The sequence below is a fragment of the Cyclobacterium sp. 10D3-21 genome (assembly GCF_055809755.1).
Genome location: NZ_CM147924.1, coordinates 6,138,547 through 6,153,077 on the forward strand (window position 1 = coordinate 6,138,547; position 14,531 = coordinate 6,153,077).

Sequence of the window (14,531 nt, forward strand, 5' to 3'; positions counted from 1 at the left end):
CCAAAAACTTAAATTAAAGGATCTACGAAACTAACGGTATCACAACAAAATAGTTAAGTTTGCATTGAAAATTTAACAAAAATTGACGTATAGGTTTGAAAAAATCAATAATTATTCTTCAACCATTTCGTTTTAAGTTATAATGATTAATTTCAACGTATGATTTGGGCATATCCTGACAATAGTTTTATGGCAATCCTGGCAATAGTATTTATTTTGCTATATGGATTATATTTATATCGATTTTGGAAAATTAATCAGAAGATCACTGTTAAAAAACGGCGATTGATCTGGAAAATGGTTTTAAGAAGTTTGTATTTTGCATTGTTTCTTATTGCTTTGGCAGGCCCGTCTATTGGCAACGCCATGAAAGAAATCAAGCAAGAGGGAAAAGACATATTTCTGGCAATTGACCTTTCCAGGTCCATGAATGCTGAGGACATTAACCCGAGCAGACTGCAAAGGGTCAAATTTGAATTGAAGAATTTGGTGAAGAATTTCAGTTCTGACCGTTTGGGTATCATCATCTTTTCTTCGGAAGCATTTATCCAATGCCCTTTAACTTTTGATCAAAATGTAATTCAATTACACTTAGATGGGTTAAATAGTGGTCTTGTACCCAATTCTGGGACAGACATTGCAGCCCCTCTAAAACTGGCTTTAAGCAAGTTTCAAACGGATGAAAGTCAGGAACCAAAATCGAAAGCTATAATTTTAATTAGTGATGGAGAGGATTTTGGAGATGGCTTGGAAGAAACATTAACTGAGCTCAATTCAGTAGGTATCAAGGTTTTTAGCATGGGAGTTGGCACTGCTAACGGCAGTACCATCCCAAGAGGAAGTGGCGTCGTAATAGATCAAACCACTAACAGACCTGCCATTTCAAGGCTTACTTCAGACAATCTCAAAAAAATAGCCAATGATACAGGAGGAGATTATTTTGAGTTAAGTGGGGACCAAAATGACATTCCTCATTTGATTGACACGATTTCTAAACTAGAAGGCACTGTAATGGCTAGCAGAACTGTAGAAGCGTCGTCCAATAAATATTTCTACTTCCTTTTGGCAGCGCTCTTATTGGCGGTTATCGATGCGATCTTGCCCGTCAAAACCTTATCATTTTAATTCAACTGAAAAACAATCAATACAATGGTATCCAGATATGTTCTATGGATTTTGTTATTGTTACCAAGTGACTGGAAAAATATAGCACTTACAAATGAGGCAATTACTACTGCAGAACGCTCCTTTAAGGAAGCTGACTATGAAAATTCTGTCAGAAATCATCTTGCCTTGATTGATGAGCATGGATTATCCCAGCCTGAAATCAAGTTTAATCTTGCTTTAAGTTATCAAAGCAACGGGCAGGAAGAAGATGCAAAAAAAACTTATGAAGCGCTGGCAAATAATACCTATGGTGAAATTTCATCTTTTGCCTCAAACCAACAAGGAGTGATGCTAGGCAATGAAAAAAAATACAAGGAAGCGCTTGCCTACTTTAAAACTGCCTTACTAAATGCCCCTGATAATGAAAAGGCACGTTATAACTATGAACTACTAAGTCGATGGTTGGACGGTAATGAAGAAAACCAGGAAAATGAGGAAAATCAAGATCAGGAAGACAAACCTGAACCTTCAAACTATGCCAAAAGGATGAAAGCGCAAGCCGACGAATTTGTGGATAGGTTTCAATTTGATGAGGCTTTAAACACAATGAATCGAGCCTTGGAAATCGACGAAACAGTAGCTTCCTACCAGCAATTTATAGACCATTTAAAGGACATCGATGAAATCAATAAATAACCCTTGCTTAATAGTCCTTCTTTTAATCGTTTTGTTTCCTTTTACAGGAAAATCCCAATCCGAACTGGATTACTTTAATAAAGCGGCAAAACAATATGTAAACGAGGACATTCAAGGCACCAGTCAACTATTGGCAGAAGGGCTTGAAAAATACCCTCAGGATGCCAAGTTAAATGCTCTTTGGGAAAAATTAAAAAAAGACCAGGAAGATCAAGAGAAAAAAGACCAGGAAAATCAGGACCAACAAAACGAAGAGCAACAAGAGCAGGACCAGGAACAAGACCAGCAGGAGCAGGAAAAGCAGGATAGCGAAGAACAAGAGAGTGGAGAAGGAGAAGAGCAAACCCAGGAGGATGGGGCTGACAAGTCTGATGAAATGGAAGAAAAACGAGGGGAGAAAACGGAGGAAAACGAAAATCCTGACGAAAAGAACAGTATGGAAAGTGATCTAAGCGAAAGGGAAAAAGCGATGGAAGAACTTAGGCAACGATTGGAACAAATGAACATCACACCAGAACAAGCTGCTCAAATTTTGGATGCCATGAACAGCAATGAGCTTAGGTATATACAACAAAACAAAAAGAAACCTAGCCAACAGCCCAAACGAGGGCTACCTGATTATTAAACCATATTAACCAAGATGAGAGAAGTTTACATAATAGCAGCCACAAGAACCCCAATCGGTGGTTTTGGAGGACAATTGTCGTCACTCTCCGCCACTGAATTAGGAGGGATTGCAATTAAGTCTGTCTTGGAAAAATCTGGTTTACAAGACTCAGAAAGAGTAAGTGAAGTATTAATGGGGAATGTGCTCTCCGCAAATCTAGGTCAAGCTCCTGCCAGACAAGCTGCATTAAAAGCAGGATTACCTGTCTCGATCCCCTGTACTACAATTAACAAGGTGTGTGCTTCAGGGATGAAGGCGGTGATGCTAGGAGCACAAGCCATCCTTTGTGGACAAGCTGAATTAGTGGTAGCTGGAGGTATGGAAAGCATGAGTAATGCCCCCTATTATCTTCCCAAAGCTCGTTTTGGTTACAAATATGGCGATGGAAATCTAGTAGATGGACTCCAAAAAGATGGGCTTTACGAGGTATATAATGACTTTCCTATGGGGAATTGTGCTGAAAACACAGCCAAGGAAATGAAAATAAGTCGTGAGGCTCAAGATGAGTATGCGATAAAGAGTTATCAATTGGCTGCTGAGGCATGGAAAAAAGGTTCATTTAATAACGAGGTAAGCCCAATATCGATTAAAGGAAGAGGAAATGATACGAGCATCCTCTCTGAAGATGAAGGTTTCAAAAAGGTCAACTTCGAAAAAATACCAAAATTAAAACCTGTTTTTTCACCTGACGGAACAGTTACTGCAGCCAATGCATCCAATATTAGTGATGGTGCTTCCGCCCTGATTTTAGCCGACAAAAAAACTGCATTATCCTTAAATTTACCGATAGTTGGTAAAATACTAGGCTTTTCAGATGCTGCTAGTGATCCTTTGTGGTTTACAACTGCACCTTCATTGGCCATTCCAAAGGCTTTAAAAAATGCCGGTATAAATATAAATGCCATCGATTTTTTTGAAATTAATGAAGCTTTCGCCGCTGTTGCCCTGGCCAATCAGCAATTGCTTCAGATCCCCGAAAGAAAATTAAACGTTTACGGGGGAGCAGTAGCATTGGGACATCCACTGGGATGTTCAGGAAACCGAATCATTGCTACTTTACTTTCCATCCTTCACCAGGAAAATGGAAAACTGGGAGTTGCTGCAATTTGTAATGGGGGTGGTGGTGCCTCTGCCATGGTCATAGAAAAGAGGTAACTATCCATTATTTATACCAGTCTTATAATAGGAAAACGACAACAAATGAAATTCTCTTCCATTATTATCCTTTTTCTATTGATCACTTTTGCCAATGCTGGATTCGCTCAGGTTCACACTACCTATTACGATTCTGGAGAAACCATGATTAAGGAAAAGTTTGAAACAAAAGAGGGAATGGCGCATGGTGCCTACCGGCTTTATGACCAATTTGGTAAATTAATTCAAGTCGGCCGTTATGAAAATGGAAGAAAAGAGGCAAATTTCATTGACATTCACCCAATAACTCAGGATACAGTTAAAATAACTCCATTTGTGAATGATCTGGCACATGGTGAAGTTAGGTCATTTTATCCAAATGGCCAGCTTTCACAGATAGCCACTTTTAAAGACGGAAATATTGAAGGGTTATTAGAAAGTTATTTTCCTTCAGGAAAACTGAAGAGCAAGACGGAATTTGCAAAAGGGAAACCAAATGGGCCCAATATTAGCTATTACGAAAATGGTGGAGTTCATGAAAAACAATCCTTTAAGGATGGCATTTTAGATGGGATCCAGCTGGAATATTCTGAATCCGGACAAATTATTGAAGAAAAAAGTTATAGCAAAGGAAGTCTGCAAGGGCTTTCTATTACCTATTTTCCTGATGGCTCCACAGCTATTGAAATCAATTACAAACACGGAATTAGGCATGGCGATTATACCGAGTACCATGAAAATGGAATGGTAGCCGTAGAAGGAAGCTATAATCGTGGTTTAAGACATGGGAAATATATTTCTAGAGACAAGTCTGGCGTCATCATAAAAGAAATATCCTACAAGTCAGGTGAAAAGGAACAGTGAGTCTAACTTTAATCCGAAATAAGTGATTGATTATCCATTTCCTGATGCAGACAATTTTGATGATAGATTTTCAGTAACATTGAAAAATTAGAACAAGCATCAGATTATTTTCTATTTTTGTGTTTAAAATCTAAGGCACGATGAACCAAGGTATAAAAAGCACACAATTCGAATTCCCAGGGCAAGTAGACTTTTACAAAGGGAAGGTAAGAGATGTATATATATTTGAGAAAATAATCGCTGTTGTTGCAACTGATCGCATATCAGCCTTTGACGTGGTATTGCCAAAGCCAATTCCTTTTAAAGGACAGGTACTTAACCAAATTGCCTCTTATTTTCTTGCCTCAACGGCCGAAATCGTCCCCAATTGGGTTACGGCCACACCTGACCCCAACGTCACAATTGGAAAAAGATGTGTCCCCTTCAAGGTGGAAATGGTAATTAGAGGGTACCTGGCAGGTCATGCATGGAGAGAATATAGGGATGGAAAAAGAAGTATTTGTGGAGTAGCCCTTCCTGAAGGCTTGAAAGAAAACGATGCTCTTCCAACACCTATTATCACGCCTACCACCAAAGCAGACCAAGGACATGACGAAGATATTTCCAGAGAAGACATCCTCAGTGAAGGCATTGTCAGCGAAAAAGATTACTTGCAATTAGAGCAATATACCAGAGCACTATTTCAATCAGGTAGTGAAATGGCCCGTAGCAAAGGGTTGATATTGGTGGATACCAAATATGAATTTGGTAAGTTTGGAGATCAAATTCTCCTTATAGACGAAATACATACTCCGGATTCTTCCAGGTATTTCTATTTGGAAGGCTATGAAAAACGCCAGCAGGAAGGAGCTGAACAAAAACAACTTTCTAAAGAATTTGTCCGACAATGGTTGATTGAAAATGGTTTTCAAGGCAAGGAAGGACAATCCATTCCAGAAATGACGCCAGAAATAATTGAATCTATCTCAAAAAGATACATTGAGCTTTATGAACATATCACCGGACATGATTTTAAGCCAGCAAAAAGTGACGGTGCACCTGAAAGGATCAAAGACGCGATACTGGCAAATATTTAATTGAACCGAACATTTTGGCCCCATCAATTTTTAAGCTAATTTTAAATCGGTATCTAAAATAACCACCTATTTGGAACAAATGGAACAAAAATTCCTCACTTATGTTCAAGATAGGTAAATACATAAAAAATAATGAAATACGCTGTAGATAAAAAAGAACAATTTGTCGTTTTTACATTAATGGAAGAGAAGCTCGACAGCACACTCTCTCCACAATTAAAATCAGAACTACTTACCGTACATGCTGAAGGGTATAAAAACCTAATATTGGACATGGAAAGTGTAAAATATGCTGATTCCAGCGGATTAAGTGCTTTACTGGTTGGGAATAGAGCTTTTAACGAAGTTGGTGGTGTTTTTGTATTGTCATCCCTTCAGGAGCATGTAGTGAAATTATTGAAAATATCTATGCTTGATAAAGTCTTTACGGTAGTAGATGATAACGAAGCAGCAGCAGAGGCTATTTTCATTCATGAAATAGAGAATGGTGCTGAGAAAGATGAAGAAGAATAACCGATAAAAGACTTTGGATTTTAATATCACCATTCTGGGTTCCAATTCGGCCATTCCTGCGCATGGCCGTAACCAAACATCTCAATTGATTTCCTGGGATGGTGAATCTTTTTTGATTGATTGTGGAGAGTCTACCCAATTACAACTGAGAAAATACAAAATAAAATACTCCAAAATCAACCATATTTTTATTTCCCACCTTCATGGAGACCATTACCTGGGCTTGATGGGGCTAATAAACACTTACAGCCTAAACAACAGAAAGTTACCTTTACATATTTATGGCCCAAAAGGCCTTGATGATATCATCACCATTCAGATGAAGTACTCCGCTTCAATCCTGAACTACCCTTTAATTTTCCACCCTACTGTTCCACAAGGAAAAATAAAATTAGTAGAAATCCGGGACTTGGTGATTTATTCCTTCCCTTTACAACATAGGATACCCTGCACAGGCTTTAGTTTTGAGGAAAAAAAACCAAGGATACACCTAAATAAAGAGATGATGGCCAAATATCGGCCTGAAGTAGCTGCCATACATCTCCTTCAAAAAGGACTAGATGTAAAAGACAAGGCAGGTAACCTGCTCCATAAGGCTTCAGATTTTGTTATAACAACAGCTCCTCGGAAATACAGTTATTGTTCTGACACAGCCTTTGACCTCAATTTAGTCCCCTTTATTAAAGACGCAGATTTACTCTACCATGAATCCACTTTTATGGAGGCAGAAAAGAAACGGGCAAAACTCACCAAACACAGTACATCTAAAGAAGCAGCCATAATTGCCAAAGCTGCTAATGTTAAAAAGCTTTTGCTGGGGCATTATTCAAGTAGATACGAAAAGTTGGATTTACTACTAAATGAGGCCAAAGAAACTTTTGAACCCAGTTTTTTGAGTGAGGAAGGGACCACTTACACTATCAAATAAATATGGAGATTAGCGAAAAGGTTTACCAATCTAAGAAAACTAATTTATTTATAATTCTAGCTGGCATCTTCCTTACAAATGCGATTTTGGCAGAAATTATAGGTGTAAAAATCTTTTCTGGCGAGGATACATTAGGATTAGCACCTGCCAACTGGACTTTTTTTGGAGATTATGTTTTGGATTTCAATCTGACTGCAGGAGCTGTGATTTGGCCTGTGGTATTTATCACCACTGATATTATCAATGAATATTTCGGTAAAAAAGGGGTGCGTAAAATCAGCTTCATAACAGTAGGTTTAATTGCCTATGCCTTTATAGTAATCTCACTCGTCACTAAACTTCCGCCGGCTACATTCTGGCTTGAAGTAAATAAAGTAGATAACAACGGCAATCCTTTCAATATAGATTATGCCTTCAATACCATATTTAGACAAGGCCTCGGTATTATCATCGGTTCTCTTATCGCTTTTTTAATTGGCCAGCTACTTGATGTTTATATTTTCCAGAAATTAAGGAGCATTACAGGTTCAAAAATGATATGGCTTAGGGCAACAGGTTCTACTTTAGTCTCCCAGTTTATTGACTCTTTTGTAGTGCTAGGAATTGCCTTTTATGTGTTTGGCAATTGGTCTATTGAACAAATCATTGCCGTAGGTATAATCAACTACATTTATAAATTCTCGGTGGCAATAGCCTTGACGCCGCTACTTTATGTAGGACATGGACTAATTGACCGTTACTTGGGTAAATCAATCGCAGAAAGAATAATTGCTGAAGCATCTGGAGATAAGTCCTTTACCTAATCACCGACGTGGCTGGCCAATATTGATAGTCCGCAACACAACTACCATCAGACCTTACCCTAGAAAAATTATTTCTTCTGACCATCCTTTAAAAGGGCTATTCTTTCTGCCAGTGCACTACCAAGGATAAGCTGTAAAGTGTGGTAAAGCATTAATGGGAGCAATACCACCCCAAAAACGACCGGATCAGGAAACAAAATTTTACCCATTACAGCTCCTTGGACCAAGGATTTCTTGGATCCACAAAACAAAACCGTAATCCGGTCTCCTTTATCAAAGGAAAGCCATCTGCCCAATAAGTACATCCCTGTAGCCATAAAGCAAAATAAAAGCAACATTAAAAAACCCAAGGCCAGTATGTTTTGACCTTCGAACATATTCCCCCCAAATGAATGAGAGAATGCCGAAAAAACAATCAATAAGATTACCAATTGATCAAAGTTTTTAAGCATTTTATTGTATTGCTGCACCCATTTAAATAACCATTTATGCAGGATAATACCAATGATTACTGGAATAAGGATTTGTTGCACGAGTTCCCAAACCGTATTGAGAAGCTCAAAATTTGCGTTTTCAGCACTCAGAAAAAGCCCCATCCATAACGGAGTAATCAATATCCCAATAATACTTGAGATACTGGCATTAAATATAGCTGCGGGTAAATTCCCACCGGCAATGGACACCATCACTACAGAGGAAGAAACAGTAGAAGGAAGCGCAGCTAAGTAGAAAGTCCCTAACCAAAATAAATTACCTTCATGTCCGAAAAACCAATAAAGTGTTAAAATCAAAAGGGGGAAAATAACAAAAGTAGTGCTTTGTATCAACAGGTGGAGTTTCCAATTTGACAAGCCTATTTTCAGGGTGGAAGGACTAATTTTCATTCCATAAAAGAGAAAGATTAATGAAACCCCATAATAGGTCAACCTATCTATGCTAATACTACCATTAGATGCTCCCCATTCAGGGAATAGGTAGGCCAATAAAATAGTGAAAAGCAACAAAAAGAAAAATGTATTGATCCCAGCCCTTGCTAGTTTTGTTTTGATTGAAGCCATATTTTCAAATAGTGGAAATTAAAATCCAGTCCCAAATCTGGAGTAATTTTCCTAAAACGTTATGACAGTTTTGCCAATTGATTTTCCCGACTCCTGCATCTCATGTGATTTTTTAAAGTTTTCCACTGAGAACCCTTTCAGTTCTGTTTTTAAGGTTGACTTCAAAAGACCTTTATCCACCAAATCAGCAATCTCACTAAGGATTTCATGCTGTCTGATAATGTCGTCCGTAGTGTACATGGAGCGTGTGAACATGAATTCCCAGGAAAAGGACACACTTTTGTTTTTAAGCAACATCAGGTTTAACGGTTCATTGCTACCAGTAATGGTGACAATATGGCCTTGCGGTTTAACAATATCAATTAGGGTTTCCCAGTATCCATTAATGTCCACACAGTCCAAAATATAATCCACCTCCTTGTGACCAATCTTCTCTAAACCTGATTTGAGCTCATGGTGATTCGCAACAAAATCCGCTCCCATAGATTTGCACCAGTTTTCGGTTTCTACCCGCGAAGCTGTTGCAATCACCGTCAGCCCGGCTACCTGTTTTGCAATTTGTATGGCAATGGAGCCCACTCCACCAGCTCCTGCAAGAATAAGAATTGACTTTCCTTTAGTTGTTTTTGGATCCACTTTCATTCGGTCAAAAATAGCCTCCCAGGCAGTCAATCCTGTCAATGGAAGTGCTGCGGCTTCGGGCATGCTTAAAGTTTTAGGCTTTGCCCCTACAATTCGCTCATCTATCAATTGAAAAGCTGCATTGCTCCCACTTCTGGTAAGATCTCCGGCATAGTAAACTTCATCGCCTTCCTTAAAAAGACTGACCTTGTCACCTATTGCTACAACTTGACCCACGGCATCATAACCGATAATCTTGGGATCATCCAACCTATTCTCTTTTGCAGCATTTTGCCTTACTTTAAAATCTACTGGGTTCACGGATACAGCAACCACTTTCACCAACAAATCAAACCCCGAGGGGCTTGGCTGATCGGTTTCAAACTCGATAAAGCTATCCTTATCAGATATTGGAAGTGATTTTCTAAATCCTATGGCTTTCATTTTATTCCGTTTTTTCATAAATACAATTCTTAGGAAAATGCCCCAAGAAGCAAAACTGTACTAATTTCTACTGGGAATTAGTCATTCCAATGTTTGTCTATTACTTTTTGTATATGCGGATAATTCTCATCGGTTTCATTTAGCTCCACCCTTAGCCTTTTCAACTCCTCTTTCAAATGACCTATGGTATCCTTATAATCAGGATTACCATACAAATTATTCATCTCTTTGGGATCATTTTTCAAATCATAAAACTCCCATGCAACTGGGGTATGCGTGGTGAAATCATTCCCCCAGCTTTCCTTGTTCCAATCCGCCTCGGGATTATCGGTGTCCACCCAATATTTCCCGTAATAAAAAATCAATTTATATTCCTTGGTTCTCACTCCAAAATGTGCAGGGTTTCCATGTCTATGTGCCAAATGCATCCAATACCTGTAGTAGGTAGATTTTTGCCAATCGTCAGGCTCTTGATTTGTTTCTAGAATAGCCTTAAAGCTTTTACCCTGCATATAATCTGGTTTCACTCCACCTGCAAGTTCTATTAAAGTAGGCGCAAAATCAGTATTGTTAATAATGGCATCTGTCCGCGTGTTGGCTTTAATCTTTTCAGGAAATCTGATGAAAAAAGGCATTCTCAAAGACTCCTCGTACATCCAGCGTTTATCAATATAGTCATGCTCTCCCAACATAAAACCCTGATCACTGGTATATACAATTATTGTGTTTTCAAGCAATCCATTGGCCTTCAAATAGGCCAGGAACCTATTCATATTGTCATCAATACCTTTGACACATCGCAGGTATTTTTTCAGGTAGCTTTGGTAGACTTCTGAAGTGTATTTTTTTTCTTCTTCATCCATTTTCCATTTCACCAATTCATTGGGTGAAATGTCTTCTGCATTTCGATAGTTTTTATAATTTGGCCCTTGCCAAATATTCATGGCTTGATTTCTTATCAAGTTCCTATGTGAAACAGAAGACCCTATATATCTCGTTAAACTATCATTTTTTCCTCGTGTAGCTTCTGAACCATTGTTGCCATTGTCATATAGACTTTCAGGCTCTGGGATAAATACGTCTTCCAAATAATCCTCATACCTGGGAGCATTTTCAAAATCATCGTGTGGCGCTTTAAAATGATACATTAGAAAAAAGGGTTTGTCTTCTTCTCTTTCTTTTTCAATCCAGTTGATTACCTGATCTGTGATCACATCAGAAGAATGCCCTTCATATTGAACTTCATTCGATGGCCAGGATTCATTTCCCTGAACCCTAAAAACCGGGTCAAAATAAGTCCCTTGTTGGTTAAGCACTTTATAGTAATCAAAGGAAGCAGGCTCTTCCTTCAAGTGCCATTTACCTATTATAGCTGTTTGATAGCCTAGTTTTTTTAATTCCATCGGCAAAAATTGTTTCTCCGGTGGAAGGCTTCCTTCTAAATCTATGACGCCATTGGTTTGGGCACGCTGACCAGTCAGGACTGCGGCCCTGCTGGGTACACATATAGAATTGTTAACAAAACAATTTTCAAAGAGCATACCTGATTTGGCCAAACTATCCAATGTAGGTGTCGGATTGAGACTTGCCAATCGACTGTCATATACCCCAAATGCCTGGCTGGTATGATCATCAGCCATTATATATATTATATTCGGTGGATTGATTTCTTTTGAGCCTTCATTATTCCCCCTATTACAAGAAAATAAAAGGATCAATACCCACAGTGATTTATTCAAAGTAAAATGAGTAGGAAAGAAAGAGCCGATAACCACCTTTTTAAAAGACATAATCCATATTATTTAATTCCAACTTATCATTTAATCGTCCCTGCAGTTGTTGAAGCGCTGCAAATAAACTCCTCCTCAATTCCTCGTATTCAGGCTGATCTGCTAAATCATTGATTTCTAAAGGATCTTTCTCCATATCGAATAAAAGCAATTTTTTAGCATTTGGATAAACGGTAAGCTTAAATCCATCTTTTTTTATCATTCGTTGATTGTTCAAATAAGCACCATAAACTTCCTCACGAATCAAGTCTTTGTCACCATTTATTAAAGGCAATAGGCTTTCGAATTCAACGTAGTCGGGCTTATCTACCCCTGCTATTTCCAGAATTGTGGCCATGGCATCTTGTATATAGATGTCATGATCCAGCCTTTTCCCTTTCGGTATATTGGGGCCCGAAATAATAAAAGGAGCTCCCATACTGTGGTCAAACATCGTTTGTTTTCCCATTAACCCATGATTTCCCATGGCGAGTCCATGATCAGCCGTAAAGATGATGTAAGTATTTTCCCGGAGACCTTTCCTTTCTAATTCTTCAAAAATTTTACCAATTTGATAATCCATATGAGAAACTATTGCATAATACTCCTGCAAATGTTTTTTGATGGCATAAGGGGTCCGTGGAAAAGGAGCCAGTGCTTCATCCCTTAATCCAGGTCCATTTCCAATGTCATCTTTATAAGGATATAAAGGCATAAAACTTTCAGGGATTTTCAGGTCTTCCGCCACATATAAATCCAGGAAGCTACCAGGAGACTGCCGCGGATCATGGACTGCATTGAAGGCCAAATACATGAAAAATGGATTGTTTGAATTAGAGGCACTGTCTAAAAAAGATTTAGCATCTTCTCTCAACACCTCACTCCAATGCGTTCCTCCTTCCCAAAACCCCCCAAGAGAGCGATCAGATGGAGACCATTCATCCGGTTGGTCACTATGTGGTCTATTGTACCCTAAAGGCATTATGGAGGCTGGATCTGCACCAATCTTATTTATAGAATCAAATTTCGCTCCGGTATTGTTTTTTGCCCAAGTATCTTTCGGCATTCCTGCACGAATATGGATGGTATGGTTAAAGATTTCAGGAGGGGGTATATCAACGTGCCATTTTCCGGTCATATAAGTTTCGTAGCCCGATTCTTCAAGCAGTTTAGGCAAGGTCAGGTCAGTTTTTTCACCCTTTCTCCATTCCTCCTTGACATCGAATGCATTCCAAACACTTCTACCTGAGATCATCATGCTCCTGGAAGCAGTACAAACTGCACCAGACCAGCTGCCCATGTTGTAGGCTTTGGTAAAAGACGTGCCTTCCGACATTAACTTATCCAGATTTGGGGTAAATATCTCATTCTGCTCTAGCTCATCGAGAAGGGTAAAGGTCATGTCATCCGCAAAAACGAATAAAATATTGGGTTTCTGTACGACAACTTCTTGTTGCTTTTTATCCGGCGCACAACTAAGGAGGCACAAGCTTAGCAAGAACAGACAAGGTTTCGATATTCTCATTGTTTAATGGGTTTCGTAAACATGTTGTATCGTTAATAAAAGGACTTAATTGTCAACCAATTTATCTTTATCAATAGGTGCCAGCCAGGGAATTAAATAAACTAAAAACTGCAGGAGCTTTTGTGTAATTTTTATACCCTCACATCCTAACCTTCGAATTCGAAGTGAAAAAGTAAACCGTTTCTATTTTTTTAAGTAGTTTATCAAAAGGTAAATGGTCTGGATTTGGATTTTTCTTTTGTAGGGAAATCCTCCGGAATAGGCAAGGTCACCTCCCCTGTCGCAGCCCATTCCACGCCTCTCGTAAATGAGCTTATAAAACCAACTCCTTCAAGAGATCCTTGATCATGTCCCAATGTGGTATGAAAAACCTTCCCTTTGCCATAATCTATTACCATAAATACCGGCTCGTGTCTACCGTTTCTGTTTTTATTGGTCAAATCCTCGCCAGTAGCTAGAATGGTCATGTTCTTGGCAGGCCCTCTTAACCTGGCATAACACTCGTCCTTTGCCGATACCCATGTATCCGGCATTCCCGCAGTGATCGGATGATTCTCGTTTCGGATATTGATGGTAAAGCTGTTTTTTGAACCATGAGAGCCGGCCGATCCAGGGCTATTGTCCCTTACTAATTCTCCTTCCTCATCATAATAAACATAAGGGCCATCTTTTTCATTTCGACCTCCCCAGCCTCCTATTCCTATCATTTCGTTGTAGGCTAACCATTCTGGAAAAGAATTATCTGCTGCGTGAACGCTTACAAATCCACCACCTGAACGAACAAAACGCTCAAATTTTTTCTTTGTTTTCTCAGACCAAGGAGCAGCTTTCCATCCAAAATTGGAAACTATAACGTCATATGCTTTGAAATTTGGACTGAAATCCGGGTCTGCTTTTGGCTCTTTTAAATCCTCTGTTTCTCCGGTACCAGCCATGCTTAAAAACTCGCTGTTTTCCGCACCATTCCATGTGTACTTTGTCCGTTCAATCGTTACTTGAAAGAGACCCGTTTCTTCCAACTGACTTTTCATCATCAGGCTTGTTTTAGGCCAATCTGTATGGTTATTTTGACCATCAATGATCAGGACCTTGATTTTATCCTTTTCTGTGGTTGCATAAGCGTATTGAGTCAGAACGGTCAATACCATTAAAAATAAAGTTTTTAAGAACATAGCTGTAAATGATTTTTTAGGTTATAATGCCGGCTTCTGCAGCCGGGAAACGAATCAATGCTAACTGGACAGGTCAATTGTCCAAAAGAGAAAAGGCTTATCATGAATCCATGCTATGTTTCCAATTATTAAATCTCACCTCTCTTAAAGGCCC

The 14,531-nt window shown here is 38.9% G+C and carries 14 protein-coding genes; 9 read left to right on the forward strand and 5 right to left on the reverse strand.

All coding sequences use genetic code 11. From position 1 onward, the window contains the following. The first annotated feature begins 159 nt into the window (after positions 1 to 159). The 9 genes from AC0L7T_RS23750 (at position 160) to AC0L7T_RS23790 (ending at position 7,788) form a co-directional block, all read left to right on the forward strand. Complete coding sequence (locus AC0L7T_RS23750) at positions 160 to 1,125, forward strand: vWA domain-containing protein (protein ID WP_473338900.1); 966 nt, start codon at positions 160 to 162, stop codon at positions 1,123 to 1,125. Positions 1,126 to 1,149: 24 nt separating this feature from the next. Further along, entirely contained in the window at positions 1,150 to 1,803 is a 654-nt protein-coding gene (locus AC0L7T_RS23755; protein ID WP_473338901.1) for a hypothetical protein, read from the forward strand. Then, the gene (locus tag AC0L7T_RS23760) at positions 1,787 to 2,428 is read left to right on the forward strand and encodes a hypothetical protein (RefSeq protein ID WP_473338903.1); all 642 of its coding nucleotides are present in this window, start codon (positions 1,787 to 1,789) and stop codon (positions 2,426 to 2,428) included. The genes AC0L7T_RS23755 and AC0L7T_RS23760 overlap by 17 nt, the downstream gene beginning before the upstream one ends. Before the next feature lie 15 nt (positions 2,429 to 2,443). After that, positions 2,444 to 3,625: an acetyl-CoA C-acyltransferase gene (locus AC0L7T_RS23765; RefSeq protein ID WP_473338904.1), complete on the forward strand. Its 1,182-nt coding sequence runs from the start codon at positions 2,444 to 2,446 to the stop codon at positions 3,623 to 3,625. A 45-nt stretch (positions 3,626 to 3,670) separates the two neighbouring features. After that, positions 3,671 to 4,468, forward strand: coding sequence for a toxin-antitoxin system YwqK family antitoxin (locus AC0L7T_RS23770; protein ID WP_473338905.1), 798 nt, complete (start codon positions 3,671 to 3,673; stop codon positions 4,466 to 4,468). 140 nt (positions 4,469 to 4,608) lie between these two features. Next, on the forward strand, positions 4,609 to 5,544 hold the full coding sequence (locus AC0L7T_RS23775) for a phosphoribosylaminoimidazolesuccinocarboxamide synthase (protein ID WP_473338907.1): 936 nt from the start codon (positions 4,609 to 4,611) through the stop codon (positions 5,542 to 5,544). A 132-nt stretch (positions 5,545 to 5,676) separates the two neighbouring features. Continuing rightward, positions 5,677 to 6,057, forward strand: coding sequence for an STAS domain-containing protein (locus AC0L7T_RS23780; protein ID WP_473338908.1), 381 nt, complete (start codon positions 5,677 to 5,679; stop codon positions 6,055 to 6,057). A 13-nt stretch (positions 6,058 to 6,070) separates the two neighbouring features. Further along, complete coding sequence (locus AC0L7T_RS23785) at positions 6,071 to 6,985, forward strand: ribonuclease Z (RefSeq protein WP_473338910.1); 915 nt, start codon at positions 6,071 to 6,073, stop codon at positions 6,983 to 6,985. A gap of 2 nt (positions 6,986 to 6,987) precedes the next feature. Then, positions 6,988 to 7,788, forward strand: a complete 801-nt coding sequence (locus tag AC0L7T_RS23790; RefSeq protein WP_473338911.1) for a queuosine precursor transporter — start codon at positions 6,988 to 6,990, stop codon at positions 7,786 to 7,788. Between the two features lie 68 nt (positions 7,789 to 7,856). On the opposite strand, the gene AC0L7T_RS23795 is transcribed toward AC0L7T_RS23790, so the two are convergent. From AC0L7T_RS23795 to AC0L7T_RS23815, 5 genes are all read right to left on the reverse strand, one after another. Next, on the reverse strand, positions 7,857 to 8,846 hold the full coding sequence (locus AC0L7T_RS23795) for a bile acid:sodium symporter family protein (RefSeq protein ID WP_473338913.1): 990 nt from the start codon (positions 8,844 to 8,846) through the stop codon (positions 7,857 to 7,859). Positions 8,847 to 8,897: 51 nt separating this feature from the next. Next, complete coding sequence (locus AC0L7T_RS23800; RefSeq protein ID WP_473338915.1) at positions 8,898 to 9,929, reverse strand: zinc-binding alcohol dehydrogenase family protein; 1,032 nt, start codon at positions 9,927 to 9,929, stop codon at positions 8,898 to 8,900. A 59-nt stretch (positions 9,930 to 9,988) separates the two neighbouring features. Next, the gene (locus tag AC0L7T_RS23805; protein WP_473338916.1) at positions 9,989 to 11,701 is read right to left on the reverse strand and encodes a sulfatase family protein; all 1,713 of its coding nucleotides are present in this window, start codon (positions 11,699 to 11,701) and stop codon (positions 9,989 to 9,991) included. Beyond that, the gene (locus AC0L7T_RS23810; protein WP_473338918.1) at positions 11,691 to 13,205 is read right to left on the reverse strand and encodes a sulfatase family protein; all 1,515 of its coding nucleotides are present in this window, start codon (positions 13,203 to 13,205) and stop codon (positions 11,691 to 11,693) included. Before AC0L7T_RS23810 ends, AC0L7T_RS23805 begins: the two co-directional genes overlap by 11 nt. 203 nt (positions 13,206 to 13,408) lie before the next feature. Continuing rightward, positions 13,409 to 14,377: a ThuA domain-containing protein gene (locus AC0L7T_RS23815; protein ID WP_473338920.1), complete on the reverse strand. Its 969-nt coding sequence runs from the start codon at positions 14,375 to 14,377 to the stop codon at positions 13,409 to 13,411. Positions 14,378 to 14,531 lie beyond the last annotated feature (154 nt).

What these genes read in the sequence shown, in the direction of transcription:
- AC0L7T_RS23750 (WP_473338900.1), top strand. Translation starts at nt 160, where the DNA reads ATGATTTGGGCATATCCTGACAATAGTTTTATGGCAATCCTGGCAATA.
- AC0L7T_RS23755 (WP_473338901.1), top strand. Translation starts at nt 1,150, where the DNA reads ATGGTATCCAGATATGTTCTATGGATTTTGTTATTGTTACCAAGTGAC.
- AC0L7T_RS23760 (WP_473338903.1), top strand. Translation starts at nt 1,787, where the DNA reads ATGAAATCAATAAATAACCCTTGCTTAATAGTCCTTCTTTTAATCGTT.
- AC0L7T_RS23765 (WP_473338904.1), top strand. Translation starts at nt 2,444, where the DNA reads ATGAGAGAAGTTTACATAATAGCAGCCACAAGAACCCCAATCGGTGGT.
- AC0L7T_RS23770 (WP_473338905.1), top strand. Translation starts at nt 3,671, where the DNA reads ATGAAATTCTCTTCCATTATTATCCTTTTTCTATTGATCACTTTTGCC.
- AC0L7T_RS23775 (WP_473338907.1), top strand. Translation starts at nt 4,609, where the DNA reads ATGAACCAAGGTATAAAAAGCACACAATTCGAATTCCCAGGGCAAGTA.
- AC0L7T_RS23780 (WP_473338908.1), top strand. Translation starts at nt 5,677, where the DNA reads ATGAAATACGCTGTAGATAAAAAAGAACAATTTGTCGTTTTTACATTA.
- AC0L7T_RS23790 (WP_473338911.1), top strand. Translation starts at nt 6,988, where the DNA reads ATGGAGATTAGCGAAAAGGTTTACCAATCTAAGAAAACTAATTTATTT.
- AC0L7T_RS23795 (WP_473338913.1), bottom strand. Translation starts at nt 8,846, where the DNA reads ATGGCTTCAATCAAAACAAAACTAGCAAGGGCTGGGATCAATACATTT.
- AC0L7T_RS23800 (WP_473338915.1), bottom strand. Translation starts at nt 9,929, where the DNA reads ATGAAAAAACGGAATAAAATGAAAGCCATAGGATTTAGAAAATCACTT.
- AC0L7T_RS23805 (WP_473338916.1), bottom strand. Translation starts at nt 11,701, where the DNA reads ATGTCTTTTAAAAAGGTGGTTATCGGCTCTTTCTTTCCTACTCATTTT.
- AC0L7T_RS23810 (WP_473338918.1), bottom strand. Translation starts at nt 13,205, where the DNA reads ATGAGAATATCGAAACCTTGTCTGTTCTTGCTAAGCTTGTGCCTCCTT.
- AC0L7T_RS23815 (WP_473338920.1), bottom strand. Translation starts at nt 14,377, where the DNA reads ATGTTCTTAAAAACTTTATTTTTAATGGTATTGACCGTTCTGACTCAA.